General features: G+C 61.5%; 10 protein-coding genes. 5 read left to right on the forward strand and 5 right to left on the reverse strand.

Features of this window, described 5'->3' with window-relative positions:
• Nucleotides 1–75: 75 nt before the first annotated feature.
• Nucleotides 76–966 carry a LysR family transcriptional regulator gene (locus AACY31_RS15940; protein ID WP_339504757.1) on the reverse strand — a complete coding sequence of 297 codons (891 nt, stop codon included), beginning with the start codon at nt 964–966 and terminating at the stop codon, nt 76–78.
• Between the two features lie 248 nt (nt 967–1,214).
• Here AACY31_RS15940 and AACY31_RS15945 point away from each other — a divergent pair, with 248 nt between their 5' ends.
• From AACY31_RS15945 to AACY31_RS15955, 3 genes are read left to right on the forward strand one after another with little or no spacing between them, the layout of a single operon-like run.
• Nucleotides 1,215–1,913, forward strand: a complete 699-nt coding sequence (locus AACY31_RS15945) for a CoA transferase subunit A (RefSeq protein ID WP_339480130.1) — start codon at nt 1,215–1,217, stop codon at nt 1,911–1,913.
• Nucleotides 1,914–1,948: 35 nt separating this feature from the next.
• Nucleotides 1,949–2,614 (forward strand): CoA transferase subunit B, encoded by a 666-nt coding sequence (locus AACY31_RS15950; protein WP_003180355.1) that lies wholly within the window; start codon nt 1,949–1,951, stop codon nt 2,612–2,614.
• A gap of 11 nt (nt 2,615–2,625) precedes the next feature.
• Nucleotides 2,626–3,807 carry an acetyl-CoA C-acetyltransferase gene (locus tag AACY31_RS15955; RefSeq protein WP_339480127.1) on the forward strand — a complete coding sequence of 394 codons (1,182 nt, stop codon included), beginning with the start codon at nt 2,626–2,628 and terminating at the stop codon, nt 3,805–3,807.
• A 249-nt stretch (nt 3,808–4,056) separates the two neighbouring features.
• Here AACY31_RS15955 and AACY31_RS15960 read toward each other — a convergent pair whose 3' ends face one another.
• On the reverse strand, nt 4,057–4,770 hold the full coding sequence (locus AACY31_RS15960; RefSeq protein ID WP_339504759.1) for a FadR/GntR family transcriptional regulator: 714 nt from the start codon (nt 4,768–4,770) through the stop codon (nt 4,057–4,059).
• 298 nt (nt 4,771–5,068) lie between these two features.
• Here AACY31_RS15960 and gudD point away from each other — a divergent pair, with 298 nt between their 5' ends.
• Nucleotides 5,069–6,412, forward strand: coding sequence for a glucarate dehydratase (gene gudD, locus AACY31_RS15965; protein ID WP_339480121.1), 1,344 nt, complete (start codon nt 5,069–5,071; stop codon nt 6,410–6,412).
• A 130-nt stretch (nt 6,413–6,542) separates the two neighbouring features.
• Here gudD and glgB read toward each other — a convergent pair whose 3' ends face one another.
• From glgB to AACY31_RS15980, 3 genes are all read right to left on the reverse strand, one after another.
• A complete protein-coding gene (gene glgB, locus AACY31_RS15970) occupies nt 6,543–8,777 on the reverse strand; it encodes a 1,4-alpha-glucan branching protein GlgB (RefSeq protein ID WP_339480119.1) in 2,235 nt (744 codons plus the stop codon).
• Nucleotides 8,778–8,788: 11 nt separating this feature from the next.
• Entirely contained in the window at nt 8,789–12,133 is a 3,345-nt protein-coding gene (treS, locus tag AACY31_RS15975) for a maltose alpha-D-glucosyltransferase (protein WP_339480118.1), read from the reverse strand.
• A gap of 227 nt (nt 12,134–12,360) precedes the next feature.
• Nucleotides 12,361–14,358: an alpha-1,4-glucan--maltose-1-phosphate maltosyltransferase gene (locus tag AACY31_RS15980; protein ID WP_339492013.1), complete on the reverse strand. Its 1,998-nt coding sequence runs from the start codon at nt 14,356–14,358 to the stop codon at nt 12,361–12,363.
• A 211-nt stretch (nt 14,359–14,569) separates the two neighbouring features.
• Here AACY31_RS15980 and AACY31_RS15985 point away from each other — a divergent pair, with 211 nt between their 5' ends.
• Nucleotides 14,570–14,734: a hypothetical protein gene (locus AACY31_RS15985; protein WP_339480114.1), complete on the forward strand. Its 165-nt coding sequence runs from the start codon at nt 14,570–14,572 to the stop codon at nt 14,732–14,734.
• Nucleotides 14,735–14,838 lie beyond the last annotated feature (104 nt).

A 14,838-nucleotide genomic window follows, 5' to 3' on the forward strand; every position in this document is an offset into this window, starting at 1 on the left:
CGGTGGTTCAGCTGACATCTATATTGAATATGCCACCGCATCGCGAGCAGGCTCGCTCCCACAAGGGGACGGTGGTTAACGCACGGCCAAATCCTGATCCCTGAGCGTATCGAACAACGCCTGCGCCGCCGCCGACAGTTCATGCCCCGGCTTGGTCAGCACGCCGACGGCCCGTTCGATCACCGGATCGCGCAAGGTGATGCAGCGGGCACCCAGTTCATGCATCTGCCCGACACACAGCGCCGGCACGGCACTCACCCCCAGCCCGCTGGCAACCATTCGCCCAACGGTCGCCAACTGGTGGCTCTCGAACTCCACAGGCAGTTTCATGCCCCGGGCCTGCAGATGCTCTTCCAGCATCACCCGTACCGTGGATGGCCGTTGCAGCGTGATGAAGGGCTGTTCCAGCAGGTTTTCCCAGTGGATTTCGTCGCGCTGGGCAAGCGGTGAGTCCAGCGGCACTACCGCGACGAAGCGATCGAGATACAAGGGTGTGAACGCCAATGACGAACCGCGCATCGGCTCGAACGCCACGCCCAATTCGACATGCCGATCACGCACCATCTCAAGCACCTGTTCGTTGATCACGTCGTTGACCGTGACGTTGACATTCGGATAGCGGGCACGGAAGGTCTTGAGGATCGGCGGCAGCAGGTTGCCGGCAAATGACGGCATCGCCGCCAACGTCACGCGGCCACGCTGCAAGGTGAAGCGCTGGCGCATTTCGTCCTCGGCATTGTCCCAGTCGGCCACCAGCCGGCGGGCCAATGGCAGCAACGACTCACCTTCGGGGGTCAACGCCACGTTACGAGTGTTGCGACTGAACAGACGGCCACCGAGCCCTTCTTCCAGGGCCTTGATGGTCAAGCTCAGGGCCGACTGGGACAGGTGCAGCCGCTCGCAAGCCACGGCAAAGCTCAGGCTCTGGGCCACGGTGAGGAAGGCACGGATTTGCTTGAGGGTCATGAGCGTCCTGTGTCCGGTTGCGTAGGAGCTGCCGAAGGCTGCGATCTTTTGATCCTGATCTTTTGCTTTCGCTTGAGATTCAAGTGTCTTTGGGAAGATCGCAGCCTTGTTGCACTCGACAGCTCCTACAGGGGAGGCGACTATTGAGTTTTATCAATCAATTCAATCTAAAAATCAACTTAACAAATATATGACTTGGCGCAACACTGCATCCCATTGTGACCCCATCAAGAATAAAAGAGGTGTCTATGGCAGGTTTCGACAAACGCGTGAGTTCCTATGAAGAAGCGTTGGAAGGCTTGAAGGATGGCATGACCGTCATTGCCGGCGGCTTCGGCCTATGTGGTATCCCGGAAAACCTGATCGCCGAGATCAAGCACAAGGGCATCCGCGACCTCACCGTGGTGTCCAACAACTGCGGCGTCGACGGCTTCGGCCTCGGCGTACTGCTGGAAGACCGGCAAATCCGCAAGGTGATCGCCTCCTATGTGGGCGAAAATGCCCTGTTCGAGCAGCAACTGCTCAGCGGCGAAATCGAAGTCGTACTGACCCCCCAAGGCACCCTCGCCGAAAAAATGCGCGCCGGTGGCGCCGGCATCCCGGCGTTCTTCACCGCCACCGGCGTCGGCACCCCGGTGGCCGAAGGCAAGGAAGTGCGTGAGTTCCATGGTCGCCAATACCTGATGGAAGAATCCATCACTGGCGACTTCGCCATCGTCAAAGGCTGGAAGGCTGACCATTTCGGCAACGTGATCTATCGCCACACCGCCCAGAACTTCAATCCGCTGGCCGCCACGGCGGGCAAGATCACTGTGGTGGAAGTCGAAGAAATCGTCGAACCCGGCGAGCTGGACCCGACGCAGATCCACACCCCTGGCATCTACGTCGACCGGGTCATTTGCGGCACGTTCGAAAAACGCATCGAACAGCGCACCGTGCGTAAGTGATCCCCTGCCCCCGGCCCGAATGAAGGAATAACAACATGGCACTTTCCCGCGAACAAATGGCTCAACGCGTCGCCCGCGAAATGCAGGACGGCTACTACGTGAACCTGGGCATCGGCATTCCGACCCTGGTCGCCAACTACATTCCTGAAGGCATGGAAGTCATGCTGCAGTCGGAAAACGGCCTGCTCGGCATGGGCGCGTTCCCCACCGAAGCCGAAGTCGATGCCGACATGATCAACGCCGGCAAGCAGACGGTCACCGCACGCATTGGCGCGTCGATCTTCTCTTCGGCCGAATCGTTTGCCATGATCCGTGGCGGCCATATCGACCTGACCGTGCTGGGCGCATTCGAGGTGGATGTCGAAGGCAACATCGCCTCGTGGATGATCCCCGGCAAGCTGGTCAAGGGCATGGGCGGCGCGATGGACCTGGTGGCCGGTGCCGAGAACATCATCGTCACCATGACCCATGCGTCCAAGGACGGCGAATCGAAACTGCTGCCGCGTTGCAGCCTGCCGCTGACCGGTGCCGGTTGCATCAAGCGGGTGCTGACCGACCTGGCCTACCTGGAAATCCAGGACGGCGCCTTCATCCTGAAAGAACGTGCCCCGGGCGTCAGCGTCGAGGAAATCGTTGCCAAGACCGCCGGCAAACTGATCGTGCCGGACCACGTGCCTGAAATGCAGTTCGCTGCCCAGTGAGGAGAGATTCGATGCAAGAAGTCGTGATTGTCGCCGCTACCCGTACCGCCATCGGCAGTTTCCAGGGTTCGCTGGCTTCCATTCCCGCGCCGGAACTCGGTGCCGCGGTGATTCGTCGCCTGCTGGAACAGACCGGTTTGTCGGGCGAACAGGTCGATGAAGTGATTCTTGGCCAGGTGCTGACCGCAGGGTCCGGGCAAAACCCGGCTCGCCAGGCGGCGATTCTGTCCGGCCTGCCTCATGCGGTGCCAGCGCTGACCCTGAACAAGGTCTGCGGCTCGGGGCTCAAAGCGTTGCACCTGGGCGCCCAGGCGATCCGCTGTGGCGACGCCGACGTCATCATCGCCGGCGGCATGGAGAACATGAGCCTGGCCCCTTACGTGTTGCCGGCCGCCCGCACGGGCCTGCGCATGGGCCACGCGAAGATGATCGACAGCATGATCACCGACGGCCTGTGGGATGCCTTCAACGATTACCACATGGGCGTCACCGCCGAGAACCTGGTGGACAAGTACGGCATCAGCCGCGAGGAGCAGGACGCTTTCGCTGCCGCATCCCAGCAGAAGGCCGTCGCCGCTATCGAGGGCGGTCGGTTCGCCGATGAGATCACCCCGATCCTGATTCCCCAGCGCAAAGGCGATCCCGTGGCGTTCGCCACCGATGAGCAACCGCGCGCCGGTACGACCGCCGAATCCTTGGGCAAGCTCAAGCCTGCCTTCAAGAAGGACGGCAGCGTCACCGCGGGCAACGCGTCCTCGCTCAACGATGGCGCCGCCGCCGTGATCCTGATGAGCGCGGAAAAAGCCAAGGCCCTGGGCCTGCCCGTGCTGGCGAAAATCAGCGCCTACGCCAACGCTGGCGTCGATCCGGCCATCATGGGCATTGGCCCGGTATCGGCCACCCGCCGCTGCCTGGACAAGGCCGGCTGGTCGTTGGATCAACTGGACCTGGTCGAAGCCAACGAAGCCTTCGCCGCCCAGTCGCTGGCCGTGGCCCGGGAACTGAAATGGGACATGGATAAGGTCAACGTCAATGGCGGCGCCATCGCCCTGGGCCACCCTATCGGCGCATCGGGGTGTAGAGTCCTGGTGTCGTTGCTGCATGAAATGATCAAGCGCGACGCCAAGAAAGGCCTCGCGACACTGTGCATCGGCGGCGGCCAAGGCGTGGCCCTGGCACTGGAACGGGCATAACCGACACAGGTTCAACGGTGGTTGCGCGGATCCACGAATATCCGCACAACCACTGGCACCACCACCGGCGCAACCTCGGTTGCGCCGGTTTTTTTTGCCTGTTGGTTTTGAGCTTGGCCTGCCGGCCTCATCGCGAGCAGGCTCGCTCCCACAGAGGATTGGCGGTGGGCACAGAATCCCAGAGCACCACTAATCCACTGTGGGAGCGAGCCTGCTCGCGAAAGCGGTGAGTCAGGCGACGATGAGCCGTCAGGAACCTGCGCCAAACCGGTCACGGCTGTTGGTCAGGTGCAGCCACATGGCGGCGCGGGCGGCGTCCGGGTCTTGGCGTTTGATGGCGTTGAAGATCGCTTCGTGCTCCAGGTTGGCCAACTGTGCCAGCTTGCCCAGATCCGCCTGGCCGCGTTCGGCCACGTTCACTCGCGTCCTGGGGATCATCGCACTGCCCAAGTGCTGCATGATTTCGACAAAACAGGCGTTGTCCGTGGCTTCGGCGATGAGCAGATGGAAGCACCGGTCAGCTTCGACACAGCTGTCGTTGTTGCTGGACAACCGCTGATAGTCATCCAGCGCCTGGCGCATCTGCTGCAGTTGGCGTTCGCTGCGACGTTGGGCCGCCAAGGCGACTGCCTGGGTTTCCAGGCCCAGGCGCAGCTCCAGGATTGCCCGCACCCCCGCCGCCGTGTCGACATTGAGCCGCAACCCCGGCTCGCCGGTTTGCGCCAGCACAAAGGTGCCGATGCCGTGGCGGGTCTCCACCAACCCCGAAGCCTGCAACTTGGAAAGCGCCTCGCGCACCACCGTGCGGCTGACCCCGTGCTCCTGCACGATAGCGCCTTCGGAGGGCAGCTTCTCCCCCGGTTTCAGTTGCCCCAGCAGAATGCTCTGACTCAACTTCTCCACCAGGTCATAGGCCAGATTCTGGGTGCGCTTGCGGGCAGGTATTTCGGTGTTCGGCTGCATGGTCGCGGATCCTTGAAAGAGCAGTCTGTACGGCTGGGAAAAACCCCATCGGCCGACAACTTGTATGACAACCAAAATCATGGCATCCATCCAGCAGTTCCGCCAGACTGGAGCAGATCGATAAAACTCTTAACACCTACTACAAATCTCAGCAAAATCAGGTAAATAACAAGAATCCAAGATAAGAACGCAGCCAAAAAATCAAAGGGCGCTTGTAAGATAAAAAAATCAAGTTGTATGATGTCTATCAACATCACTGCCATACGATGCCCGTATAAAAACAACGAGTGGGACAATTATGCATACCCAAGACACCCGCAAAGCCCCGATCATCACCAGCATGCAGGTCGTGCCCGTGGCCGGCCATGACGGCATGTTGCTGAACCTCAGCGGCGCCCACGGCCCGTTCTTCACCCGCAACATTGTTATTCTTAAGGACAACGCCGGCCATACCGGCGTGGGCGAAGTCCCCGGTGGCGAACGCATTCGCCAAACCCTCGAAGACGCCCGTTCGCTGGTGGTCGGCAGCCCCATCGGCACGTACCAGAAGATCCTCAACACCGTGCGCCACGCCTTTGCCGACCGCGATGTCGGTGGCCGTGGCCTGCAGACTTTCGACCTGCGCATCACCATCCACGCGGTGACCGGCCTGGAAGCGGCACTGCTGGACCTGCTCGGCCAACACCTGGACGTACCGGTCGCGGCCCTGCTCGGCGAGGGCCAGCAGCGCGATGAAGTGAAGATGCTCGGCTATCTGTTTTACGTCGGCGATCGCCAGCAGACCGACCTGCCCTACCGCAGCGAACCGGACGCCGACAACGACTGGTTTCGCGTGCGCCATGAGAGAGCCCTGGACGCCGACGCCGTGGTGCGCCTGGCCGAAGCCGCCCACGCCCGCTATGGTTTCCAGGATTTCAAGCTCAAGGGCGGCGTGCTCCAAGGCGACGCGGAGATCGAAGCGGTTACGGCGCTGGCCGAGCGCTTTCCTCAGGCACGCATCACCCTGGACCCGAACGGCGCCTGGTCACTCAAGGAAGCCATCCGTTTGTGCCGCGACCAGCACAACGTGCTGGCCTATGCCGAGGACCCTTGCGGTGCCGAGAACGGCTATTCGGGCCGCGAGGTCATGGCCGAGTTCCGCCGCGCCACGGGCCTGAAGACCGCCACCAACATGATCGCCACCGACTGGCGCGAGATGGGCCACGCCATCACCTTGCAGTCCGTGGACATTCCCCTGGCAGACCCGCATTTCTGGACCCTGCAGGGTTCGGTGCGCGTGGCGCAAATGTGCAATGAATGGGGCCTGACGTGGGGCTCGCACTCCAACAACCATTTCGACATTTCCCTGGCAATGTTCACCCACGTGGCGGCTGCCGCACCGGGTGACATCACGGCGATCGATACCCATTGGATCTGGCAGGACGGCCAGCGGCTGACCAAGGCGCCGTTGCAGATCCAGCGCGGCTGCGTGCAGGTGCCGAAGAAACCGGGGCTGGGGATTGAGCTGGACACCGACCAACTGGCCAAGGCCCATGAGTTGTACAAGGGCATGGGCCTTGGCGCGCGAGACGATGCGGTGGCGATGCAGTTCCTGATTCCGGGCTGGACGTTCAACAACAAGCGGCCGTGCCTGGTTCGCTGAAGCGAGCAATATCCCTTGTGGAAGGGAGCTTGCTCGCTATTGCGCAGTGTCAGACTCTATCCAGGTGACTGATCTACCGTCATCGCGAGCAGGCTCGCTCCCACCGGGGACTGCATGGCAAGCGTTGCGACTAACCCTCCGGCCGCAGGATCAATACCGCCAACGGCGGCAAGTTGAGTTCCAGCGACAGGGCCTGACCATGGCTGGGCACTTCTTCGGTGAAGGCACCACCGCCATTGCCATAGTTGGAACCGGCGTAAGTGTCGGCATCGCTGTTGAGTAATTCGACCCAGCGCCCGGCGAACGGCACGCCGACCCGGTAGGCCTCGCGCGGCACCGGTGTGAAGTTGGCGACCACCAGCACCGGCCGGCCCTCCTTGCTCCAGCGCAGCCAGGCGTAGACGCTGTTGAGGGCATCGTCGCCAATCAACCACTGGAAGCCCTGGGGCGCATCATCCTGGTCATACAGCGCCGGTTCTTCGCGATACAGCCGGTTCAAATCGCTCACCAGCTTCTGCACGCCACGGTGCTCAGGGTATTGCAGCAGGTACCAGTCCAACTGCTGGTCGTGGTTCCACTCGCGCCATTGGCCGAACTCACAGCCCATGAACAACAGCTTCTTGCCGGGATGGCCCCACATGAAGCTGAGATAGGCCCTCAGGTTGGCGAATTTCTGCCAGCGGTCACCGGGCATTTTGTCGATCAGCGAGCGTTTGCCATGGACCACTTCGTCGTGGGAAATCGGCAGGACGAAGCGCTCGGACCAGGCATACACCAGGCCAAAGCTCAGTTCGTTGTGGTGATGGGCGCGGTACACCGGGTCTTGCTGGATGTAGTGCAGCGAATCGTGCATCCAGCCCATGTTCCACTTGTAGGCGAAACCGAGGCCGCCCTGCTGGGTGCTCTGGCTGACACCTGGCCATGCCGTGGATTCTTCCGCGATGATCAGCGCGCCAGGGGTTTCCAACGCCACCACATCGTTGAGGTGCCGCAGGAAATCGATGGCTTCGAGATTTTCGCGTCCGCCGTGGCGGTTGGGCACCCACTCATCGGCCTTGCGCGAATAGTCGCGGTACAACATCGAGGCCACGGCATCCACCCGCAGGCCATCGACGTGAAAATGCTTGAGCCAGTGCAGCGCCGAGGCCAGCATGAAGCCATGCACTTCAGTGCGGCCCAGGTTGTAGATCAGCGTGTCCCAATCCTGGTGGAAGCCTTCCAGCGGGTTGCCGTATTCGTACAGCGCGGTGCCGTCGAACTGGGCCAGGCCGTGGGTGTCGGTGGGGAAATGCGCCGGCACCCAGTCGAGGATGACCCCGATATTGGCTTGGTGGCAGGCGTTGACGAACGCCGCGAAATCGTCCGGCGAACCGAAGCGTGCCGTCGGCGCGAATTGCGACAGCGGCTGATAGCCCCAGGACCCCCCGAACGGGTGCTCCATGATCGGCATCAGCTCGATGTGGGTGAAGCCCAAGTCCTTGACATACGGGATCAGCCGCTCGGCCATCTCATGCCAGTTGTATTGCCGGGCCACCTCCCCCGCCTCGTCGATTTCGCACTGCCAGGAGCCGGCGTGCAACTCGTAGATCGACAGCGGCGCACCTGGGAGCTGCCGCTCGCGACGGTGCTGCATCCACTCGTCGTCCTGCCACTCGATCTTCAAGGGTGAGGCGACTTTCGACGCCGTGTCTGGCGGCATCTGCGTGGCCAGGGCCACCGGGTCGGCCTTGAGCGGCAGGATGCCGTGGGCGCCGAGGATTTCATACTTGTAACCTTCGCCGGGACCCAGCCTGGGAATGAATATCTCCCATACGCCGGCCGGATAACGGATGCGCATCGGATGTCGCCGCCCGTCCCAGACGTTGAAATCCCCGACCACCGAAACGCGCCGGGCGTTCGGCGCCCAGACAGCGAAACGCACGCCGTCGATACCATCGACGGTGGTCAGTTGCGCACCGAGGCAGGAACTGAGATCGCGGTGATTGCCCTCACCAAACAGGTAAAGGTCCATCTCCCCCAGCAACGGACCGAAGCTGTAGGGGTCTTCGGCAACTTGCTCGCCGCCGGCCCAACGGGTGCGCAGCAAGTACGCCTGGGCTCGATCGAAATGGCCGACGAACAGCCCCGGGGTTTCGGTGGCTTGCAGCTCCCCCAGCTCTTCGCCCCCCTCGCGCGCCAGCACATGCACGCTCAGGGCACCGGGCAGATACGCGCGAATGAACTGGCCGCCGGCGGCGTCGCCGTGCGGCCCCAGAATAGAAAACGGGTCGTGGTGTTCGGCACGCACCAGCGCGTCGATGTCATGGGGCGCCGGCAGCAAGGACTCCTTGGCCTGCCCCTGTGGTTCTTTGTTCGAGACACTCATGATTCTCTCCACTAAATCGGTCCGGCTATGTCGGAAAAGGGTTGCAGCCCACTCAACAGCCCGACCAGACCGTGCAACGGCACGGGCAGCCAGGCGGGGCGATTCTCGGCTTCATAGGCCACTTCATAGGCCGCCTTCTCCAGGCCGAACAACGCCAGCGCGGCGTCTTCGCCTTCAGCATCCTTCCACTCATGGGCAAGACTAGCTGCCGCCAGCCGATATGCCTCGACAAATGCCTGGCGAGCCTCTTTCAAATAACGATCGGCGACCCGTTGCCGCGCCGCATCGGCATCGGCCGTGCTGTCGACGGTGTGCAAGTGAATCGCCATGGCTGCCGCATAATCGAAGGAGCGCAGCACGCCACTGACGTCCTTATAGGGGCTGTGCTTGCCCCGTCGCTCATGCAATGGTCGCGCCGGCTCACCTTCGAAGTCGATCAGGTAGGCGTCGCCCTTGATCACCAGCACCTGACCCAGGTGCAGGTCACCATGGACACGAATGCGCAAGCCTCCCTCAGCCTTGCCGGCCAGTGCCTGGACATGGGCCAGGACAGTTTTTTTGTGCTTCAGCAAGCGTGCGACCATGGCCTGGTCCGCGGGGTTCAATTGACCCTGCTTCTGCTTGAGCAGACGCAAGGCGTTTTCCACTTGGGCGGCCACGTCCTTGCCAATGGCCTGGGCTTGCTTGGCGTTGGTAGCCTGAGGTGCGAAGTCCGGGTCGTCGGTGACCTGGGCCAATACCTGGTGCATTTCCCCCAGGCGCTGGCCGAACATGCAGGCGAAATCCTTCAGTTCGCCCAGGGCGTTGTAATGCTGCTCCTGCTCGGACACCGCGTCCGCCAGCTCATCACGCAAGGCGCGTTCGAGGTTGTTCTGGGTCCATTCCCAGGCATCGCCCTGATTGCTCAAATAGCCCTGGGCGATCATCAGCAGCGCATCTTCACCCTGGGCGTCACGGCGAACCACCGAACCCAGCAGCGGTGAGATGTTGCTGAAACCGGCAGCGGTCAGGTAAGCGCTCATTTCCAGTTCCGGGTGCACACCCGAGGCGACCTTGCGAATCAGCTTGAGCACCAGGCTGCTGCCCACTACCACCGAACTGTTGGACTGTTCGGCGGACAGGTAACGCACCTCTGGCTCGTCGCCCAGGTTCAGCGCGGCCAGGCCTTCGGTGGGTTCGAAGCGCAACTCACCTTCGGCGAACGACAGCACCGTAGCGGCCTGCATGCTGTGCAGTACGGTGCGCACGAAGTTTTCCAGGCTGAATGCATCGGTGATCAAACCCACCTGACGCACCCGACGCACCCGCGACAACGCCAGTTGCTGCGGCAGCGCCGCACCGACCTGGTCTTCGGCAAGCAGACCGAACGGCAGCTGATAACGCAGGGTCTGACCGCCGCTGGTGACATCGATTTCGCTGAGCAGCACGGGGTGCTGCGGATCACCAAAGCGCACGCCATAGACAATCTCAACCTTCTCGATCGCGCTGTCCTTGCCGGCGAACCAACGCCGGTTCTGCAGCCAGTTCGGCAGGATGGTTTGCTCCAACGTGGTGCACGATGGCGCTTCGAGCAATTCTTCCAGGCGTTTCTTCAGCACCAGCGTGGTGAAGTCCGGCAAGCTCTGGGCCGGCTCCACGTGCCAGCTCGGCATCTGGTTTTCTGCCGCCATGACGAACCAATAGAAGCCGTACGGCGCCAGGGTCAGCAGAAAGTTCAACTGGCCGATGGGTGGGAAAGCATTGCCGCCCAACATCTCCACCGGGACCATGCCGGCGTAGGCCGACAAATCCAGTTCGGCGGCCTGGGCGCTGCGGGACACGTTGGCCACACACAGGATGATCTCGTGCTTGCCGTCGGGCCCGGTGTATTCGCGGGTATAGGCCAGGATCCGGCGGTTGCTCGGCGAGAGCATCTTCAACGTGCCACGGCCAAAGGCCTTGGACTGCTTACGCACCGCCAGCATGCGTCGGGTCCAGTTGAGCAACGAGTGTGGGTCGCCGGCCTGGGTCTCGACGTTGACCGACTGGTAGCCGTACTGCGGGTCCATGATCGGCGGTAGCACCAGGCTGGCCGGGTCGGCGCGGGAGAAACCGCCGTTGCGGTCAATGGACCACTGCATCGGTGTACGCACGCCATCGCGGTCGCCCAGGTAAATATTGTCGCCCATGCCGATTTCATCGCCGTAGTACAGCGTCGGCGTGCCGGGCATCGACAGCAGCAGGCTGTTGAGCAGCTCGACGCGACGACGGTCGCGCTCCACCAACGGCGCCAGGCGCCGACGAATGCCCAGGTTGATACGCGCCCGACGGTCGGCCGCGTAGTAGTTCCACAGGTAGTCACGCTCCTTATCGGTGACCATCTCCAGGGTCAACTCATCGTGGTTGCGCAGGAAAATCGCCCACTGGCAATTGGCGGGAATCTCCGGGGTCTGGCGCAGGATGTCGGTGATAGGAAAGCGATCTTCCTGGGCCAGCGCCATGTACATGCGCGGCATCAACGGGAAGTGGAAGGCCATGTGGCATTCGTCACCGTTCATCCCTTGGGCATCGACATCGCCGAAGTACAACTGGGTGTCTTCCGGCCACTGGTTGGCTTCGGCCAGCAACATGCGGTCGGGGTAGTTGGCGTCGATCTCGGCACGGATCAACTTCAGGACGTCATGGGTCTCGGGCAGGTTTTCGTTGTTGGTGCCGTCGCGCTCGATCAAGTACGGGATGGCGTCCAGGCGCAGGCCGTCGATGCCCATGTCCAACCAGTAGCGCATCACCGACAACACGGCCTTGATGACCTGTGGGTTATCGAAGTTGAGGTCGGGCTGATGGGAGTAAAAGCGGTGCCAGAAGTACTGGCCTGCCACCGGATCCCAGGTCCAGTTGGACTTTTCGGTGTCCAGGAAAATGATTCGCGTGCCGTCGTACTTGTGGTCGTCATCGGACCAGACATAGAAGTCCCGCGCCTTCGAGCCCGGCTTGGCCTTGCGCGCGCGCTGGAACCAGGGGTGCTGGTCCGAGGTGTGGTTGATGACCAGTTCGGTGATCACCCGCAGGTTGCGCTTATGGGCTTCGGCAATGAACCGCCGCGCATCGGCCAGGGTGCCGTAGTCGGGGCTGACGCCACGGTATTCGGCAATGTCATAACCGTCGTCACGCCTGGGCGAAGGATAGAACGGCAGTAGCCAGATGGTGTTGACGCCCAGGTCGGCGATATAGTCGAGCTTTTCGATCAGGCCCGGAAAGTCACCGATCCCGTCGTTATTAGAGTCGAAATAGGATTTGACGTGGACCTGGTAAATCACCGCGTCCTTGTACCAGAGCGGATCTTTGATGAAGGTGGCAGACCGTGGTTTCTTCGCCATTTGCAACTCCTGATGAATTCAATAAAGCCGCGGGATTCAGGCTTGTGGGGTCTTTTTGTGGCGCGGGGCCTTATCCCCCTGTAGGAGCTGGCGAAGCCTGCGATCTTTTGATCTTTTGATCTTTCGCTTGAGACTCAAGTGTCTTTGGAAAGATCGCAGCCTCGTTGCACTCGACAGCTCCTACTCAGCTCCTACATATTCTTACGCAGAGCCTGTGGGAGTGCGCATCACGCTACGCTGATCCGCCAAATCCCGAACGGCTGGTACGCCGGGTCAATCCGCATGAACTGGTACTTGCCGTACCAGCTCCAACGATGTCCATTCATCAGATCCTCGCCCTGGGTCTGGGCGTCGTCCGGCAGGCCCATCTCCCACAGCGGCAACTCAAAACTGGCTTGCTGCGGGTTGTGCGGATCGAGGCTCACCGCCACCAGAATGAAATTGCTGCCGTCGGCGGTGCGCTTGCCGAAATAGAGAATGTTGTCGTTCCAGGCGTTGTAGATTTTCAGGCCCAGGTGGGTTTGCAGCGCCGGGTTCTGCCGGCGAATACGGTTGAGCTGGGCGATCTCGGCAACGATGTTGCCCGGCGCGGTGAAGTCCCGGGGGCGGATCTCGTACTTCTCCGAATCGAGGTATTCCTCCTTGCCCGGCACCGGTGCCGATTCGCACAGTTCGAAGCCCGAATACATGCCCCACAGACCTGAGCCCATGGTTGCCAGGGCCGCACGGATCAAGAAGCCCGGGCGCCCCGAGTCATGGAGAAAGGCCGGATTGATGTCTGGCGTGTTGACGAAAAAATTCGGCCGGTAGCATTCACGCCACGGCGACTCATTGAGTTCGCTGAAGTAAGTCGCCAACTCAGCCTTGGTGTTGCGCCAGGTGAAATAAGTGTAACTCTGGGAATAACCGACCTTGCCCAGTCGCGCCATCATGGCCGGCGTGGTGAACGCTTCAGCCAGGAAGATCACTTCAGGGTATTGAGCCCGGACATCGGCGATCAGCCATTGCCAGAACGGCAGTGGCTTGGTGTGGGGGTTGTCGACGCGGAATATCTTCACGCCCTCCTTGACCCAGCCCACCACGATGTCCCGCAGCTCCGTCCACAGGCTGGGAATCGCATCGGCCGCGTAGAAATCAACATTGACGATGTCCTGGTACTTCTTCGGCGGGTTTTCCGCATATTTGATCGTGCCGTCCGGCCGCCAGTTGAACCAGCCTGGGTGCTGCTTGAGCCAGGGGTGGTCTTGGGAACATTGGATCGCGAAGTCCAGGGCGATCTCCAGGCCGTGGTCAGCGGCCGCCGCCACCAGGCGCCGGAAGTCCTCGCGGCTACCCAATTGCGAGTGAATGGCCTCGTGCCCACCCTCCTCGCTGCCAATGGCATACGGGCTGCCCGGGTCGTCCGGAGCGGCAGTGAGGGAATTGTTCGGACCTTTGCGGAAACTGCGACCGATGGGGTGGATCGGCGGGAAGTACAGCACGTCGAAGCCCATGTCCTGGATCACCGCCAGGCGCGAATGCACGTCGTTGAAAGTACCGTGGCGCTGGGGATCGTCAGTGATCGAGCGGGGAAACAGCTCATACCAGCTGGCAAACTCGGACAGCTTGCGCTCCACATCCAGCGGGTACTCGGGGCTGACGCTCAAGTATGGGCGATGATCGGCCCGGGACATCAAATCGGCACTGCGCGCGGCCAGGAACAGCGCCACCTGCTCGGTCGGCAACAGGCCGGAGAGCTCATGGTGCAAGGCCGCCAGTTGCTCGCTCAGTTCACCCGTGCTGCGCTCGACGGCCATTTGCACTTGGTTGCGCCCTTCTTGCAACTCCAGGCTGATCGGCACCCCTGCACCGAATTTCTTCTCCAGCTCGTAGCGAAAACTGGCGAACTGATCGATCCAGGCTTCGATACAAAACACATAGCGGCCTTGTTCCGGCACATTGAACTGGCCGCGCCAGCCGTTGTTACCCAAGTCACTCATGACCTCGCTGTTCCACACATCGTCCTGCAGCGCACGCCAGCGAATGCGCACGGCCAGCTTGTCGTGACCATCGGCGAAGACTTTGCTGGTCACTGCCACGTCCTGCCCAGCCACGGCCTTGGCGGCGAATTGTCCAGCGTCGATCACCGGCATGGTGTTTTCAATAGCAATACGCGGCAACAGTAAGGCTTGGGACACCGGAAAATGCGGGTTGCAGACCAGTTCAGTCGAATGTTCGGCAGTCATCGAGCATCGCTCCTTTTACGCCCCATGGACGCGCTTGTGGCGGTAAAGGCCCAACGGGTCCCTGAAAAAACTCACTTAAACTCCGAACCGAATCAGCAGCTAAAAGTTCAGAGGGATTTGCCCCGATGCATTCCGGGGATCAAAGCCGGTGCGAGGCGGTCAACAACAATAAGCACGACTCAAGCCATGTGCGCCACGGAGACCTGTCTCGATGAATATTCCCATCCCGGCCGAAACACCCGATCCGAACATCGACGTCCCCAACTTGCCCCCGCCCGGCCCTGATCCCGAGCCTATTCCAGAGAAAGACCCGCCACCCGACCCACAACCGCCGCTGGGTGACCCGCCGAGCGAGGCGCCGCCGGAGCGGGTTTGATTCAAGCGTAGTAACAAAGAAGCTGGATGACGAAAAACCTGTGCGGGCTTGCTCGCGAAAGCGGTGTGTCACTCGATGAACATATGGCTTGTCACGCCGCCTTC

Origin of the sequence: Pseudomonas sp. RL_105y_Pfl2_101 (assembly GCF_963970585.1) — a bacterium.
Lineage (GTDB): Bacteria > Pseudomonadota > Gammaproteobacteria > Pseudomonadales > Pseudomonadaceae > Aquipseudomonas.

Bases quoted from the DNA above. Each gene is read 5' to 3' on its own strand.
- AACY31_RS15940 (WP_339504757.1), bottom strand. From the start codon at position 966: ATGACCCTCAAGCAAATCCGTGCCTTCCTCACCGTGGCCCAGAGCCTG.
- AACY31_RS15945 (WP_339480130.1), top strand. From the start codon at position 1,215: ATGGCAGGTTTCGACAAACGCGTGAGTTCCTATGAAGAAGCGTTGGAA.
- AACY31_RS15950 (WP_003180355.1), top strand. From the start codon at position 1,949: ATGGCACTTTCCCGCGAACAAATGGCTCAACGCGTCGCCCGCGAAATG.
- AACY31_RS15955 (WP_339480127.1), top strand. From the start codon at position 2,626: ATGCAAGAAGTCGTGATTGTCGCCGCTACCCGTACCGCCATCGGCAGT.
- AACY31_RS15960 (WP_339504759.1), bottom strand. From the start codon at position 4,770: ATGCAGCCGAACACCGAAATACCTGCCCGCAAGCGCACCCAGAATCTG.
- gudD (WP_339480121.1), top strand. From the start codon at position 5,069: ATGCATACCCAAGACACCCGCAAAGCCCCGATCATCACCAGCATGCAG.
- glgB (WP_339480119.1), bottom strand. From the start codon at position 8,777: ATGAGTGTCTCGAACAAAGAACCACAGGGGCAGGCCAAGGAGTCCTTG.
- treS (WP_339480118.1), bottom strand. From the start codon at position 12,133: ATGGCGAAGAAACCACGGTCTGCCACCTTCATCAAAGATCCGCTCTGG.
- AACY31_RS15980 (WP_339492013.1), bottom strand. From the start codon at position 14,358: ATGACTGCCGAACATTCGACTGAACTGGTCTGCAACCCGCATTTTCCG.
- AACY31_RS15985 (WP_339480114.1), top strand. From the start codon at position 14,570: ATGAATATTCCCATCCCGGCCGAAACACCCGATCCGAACATCGACGTC.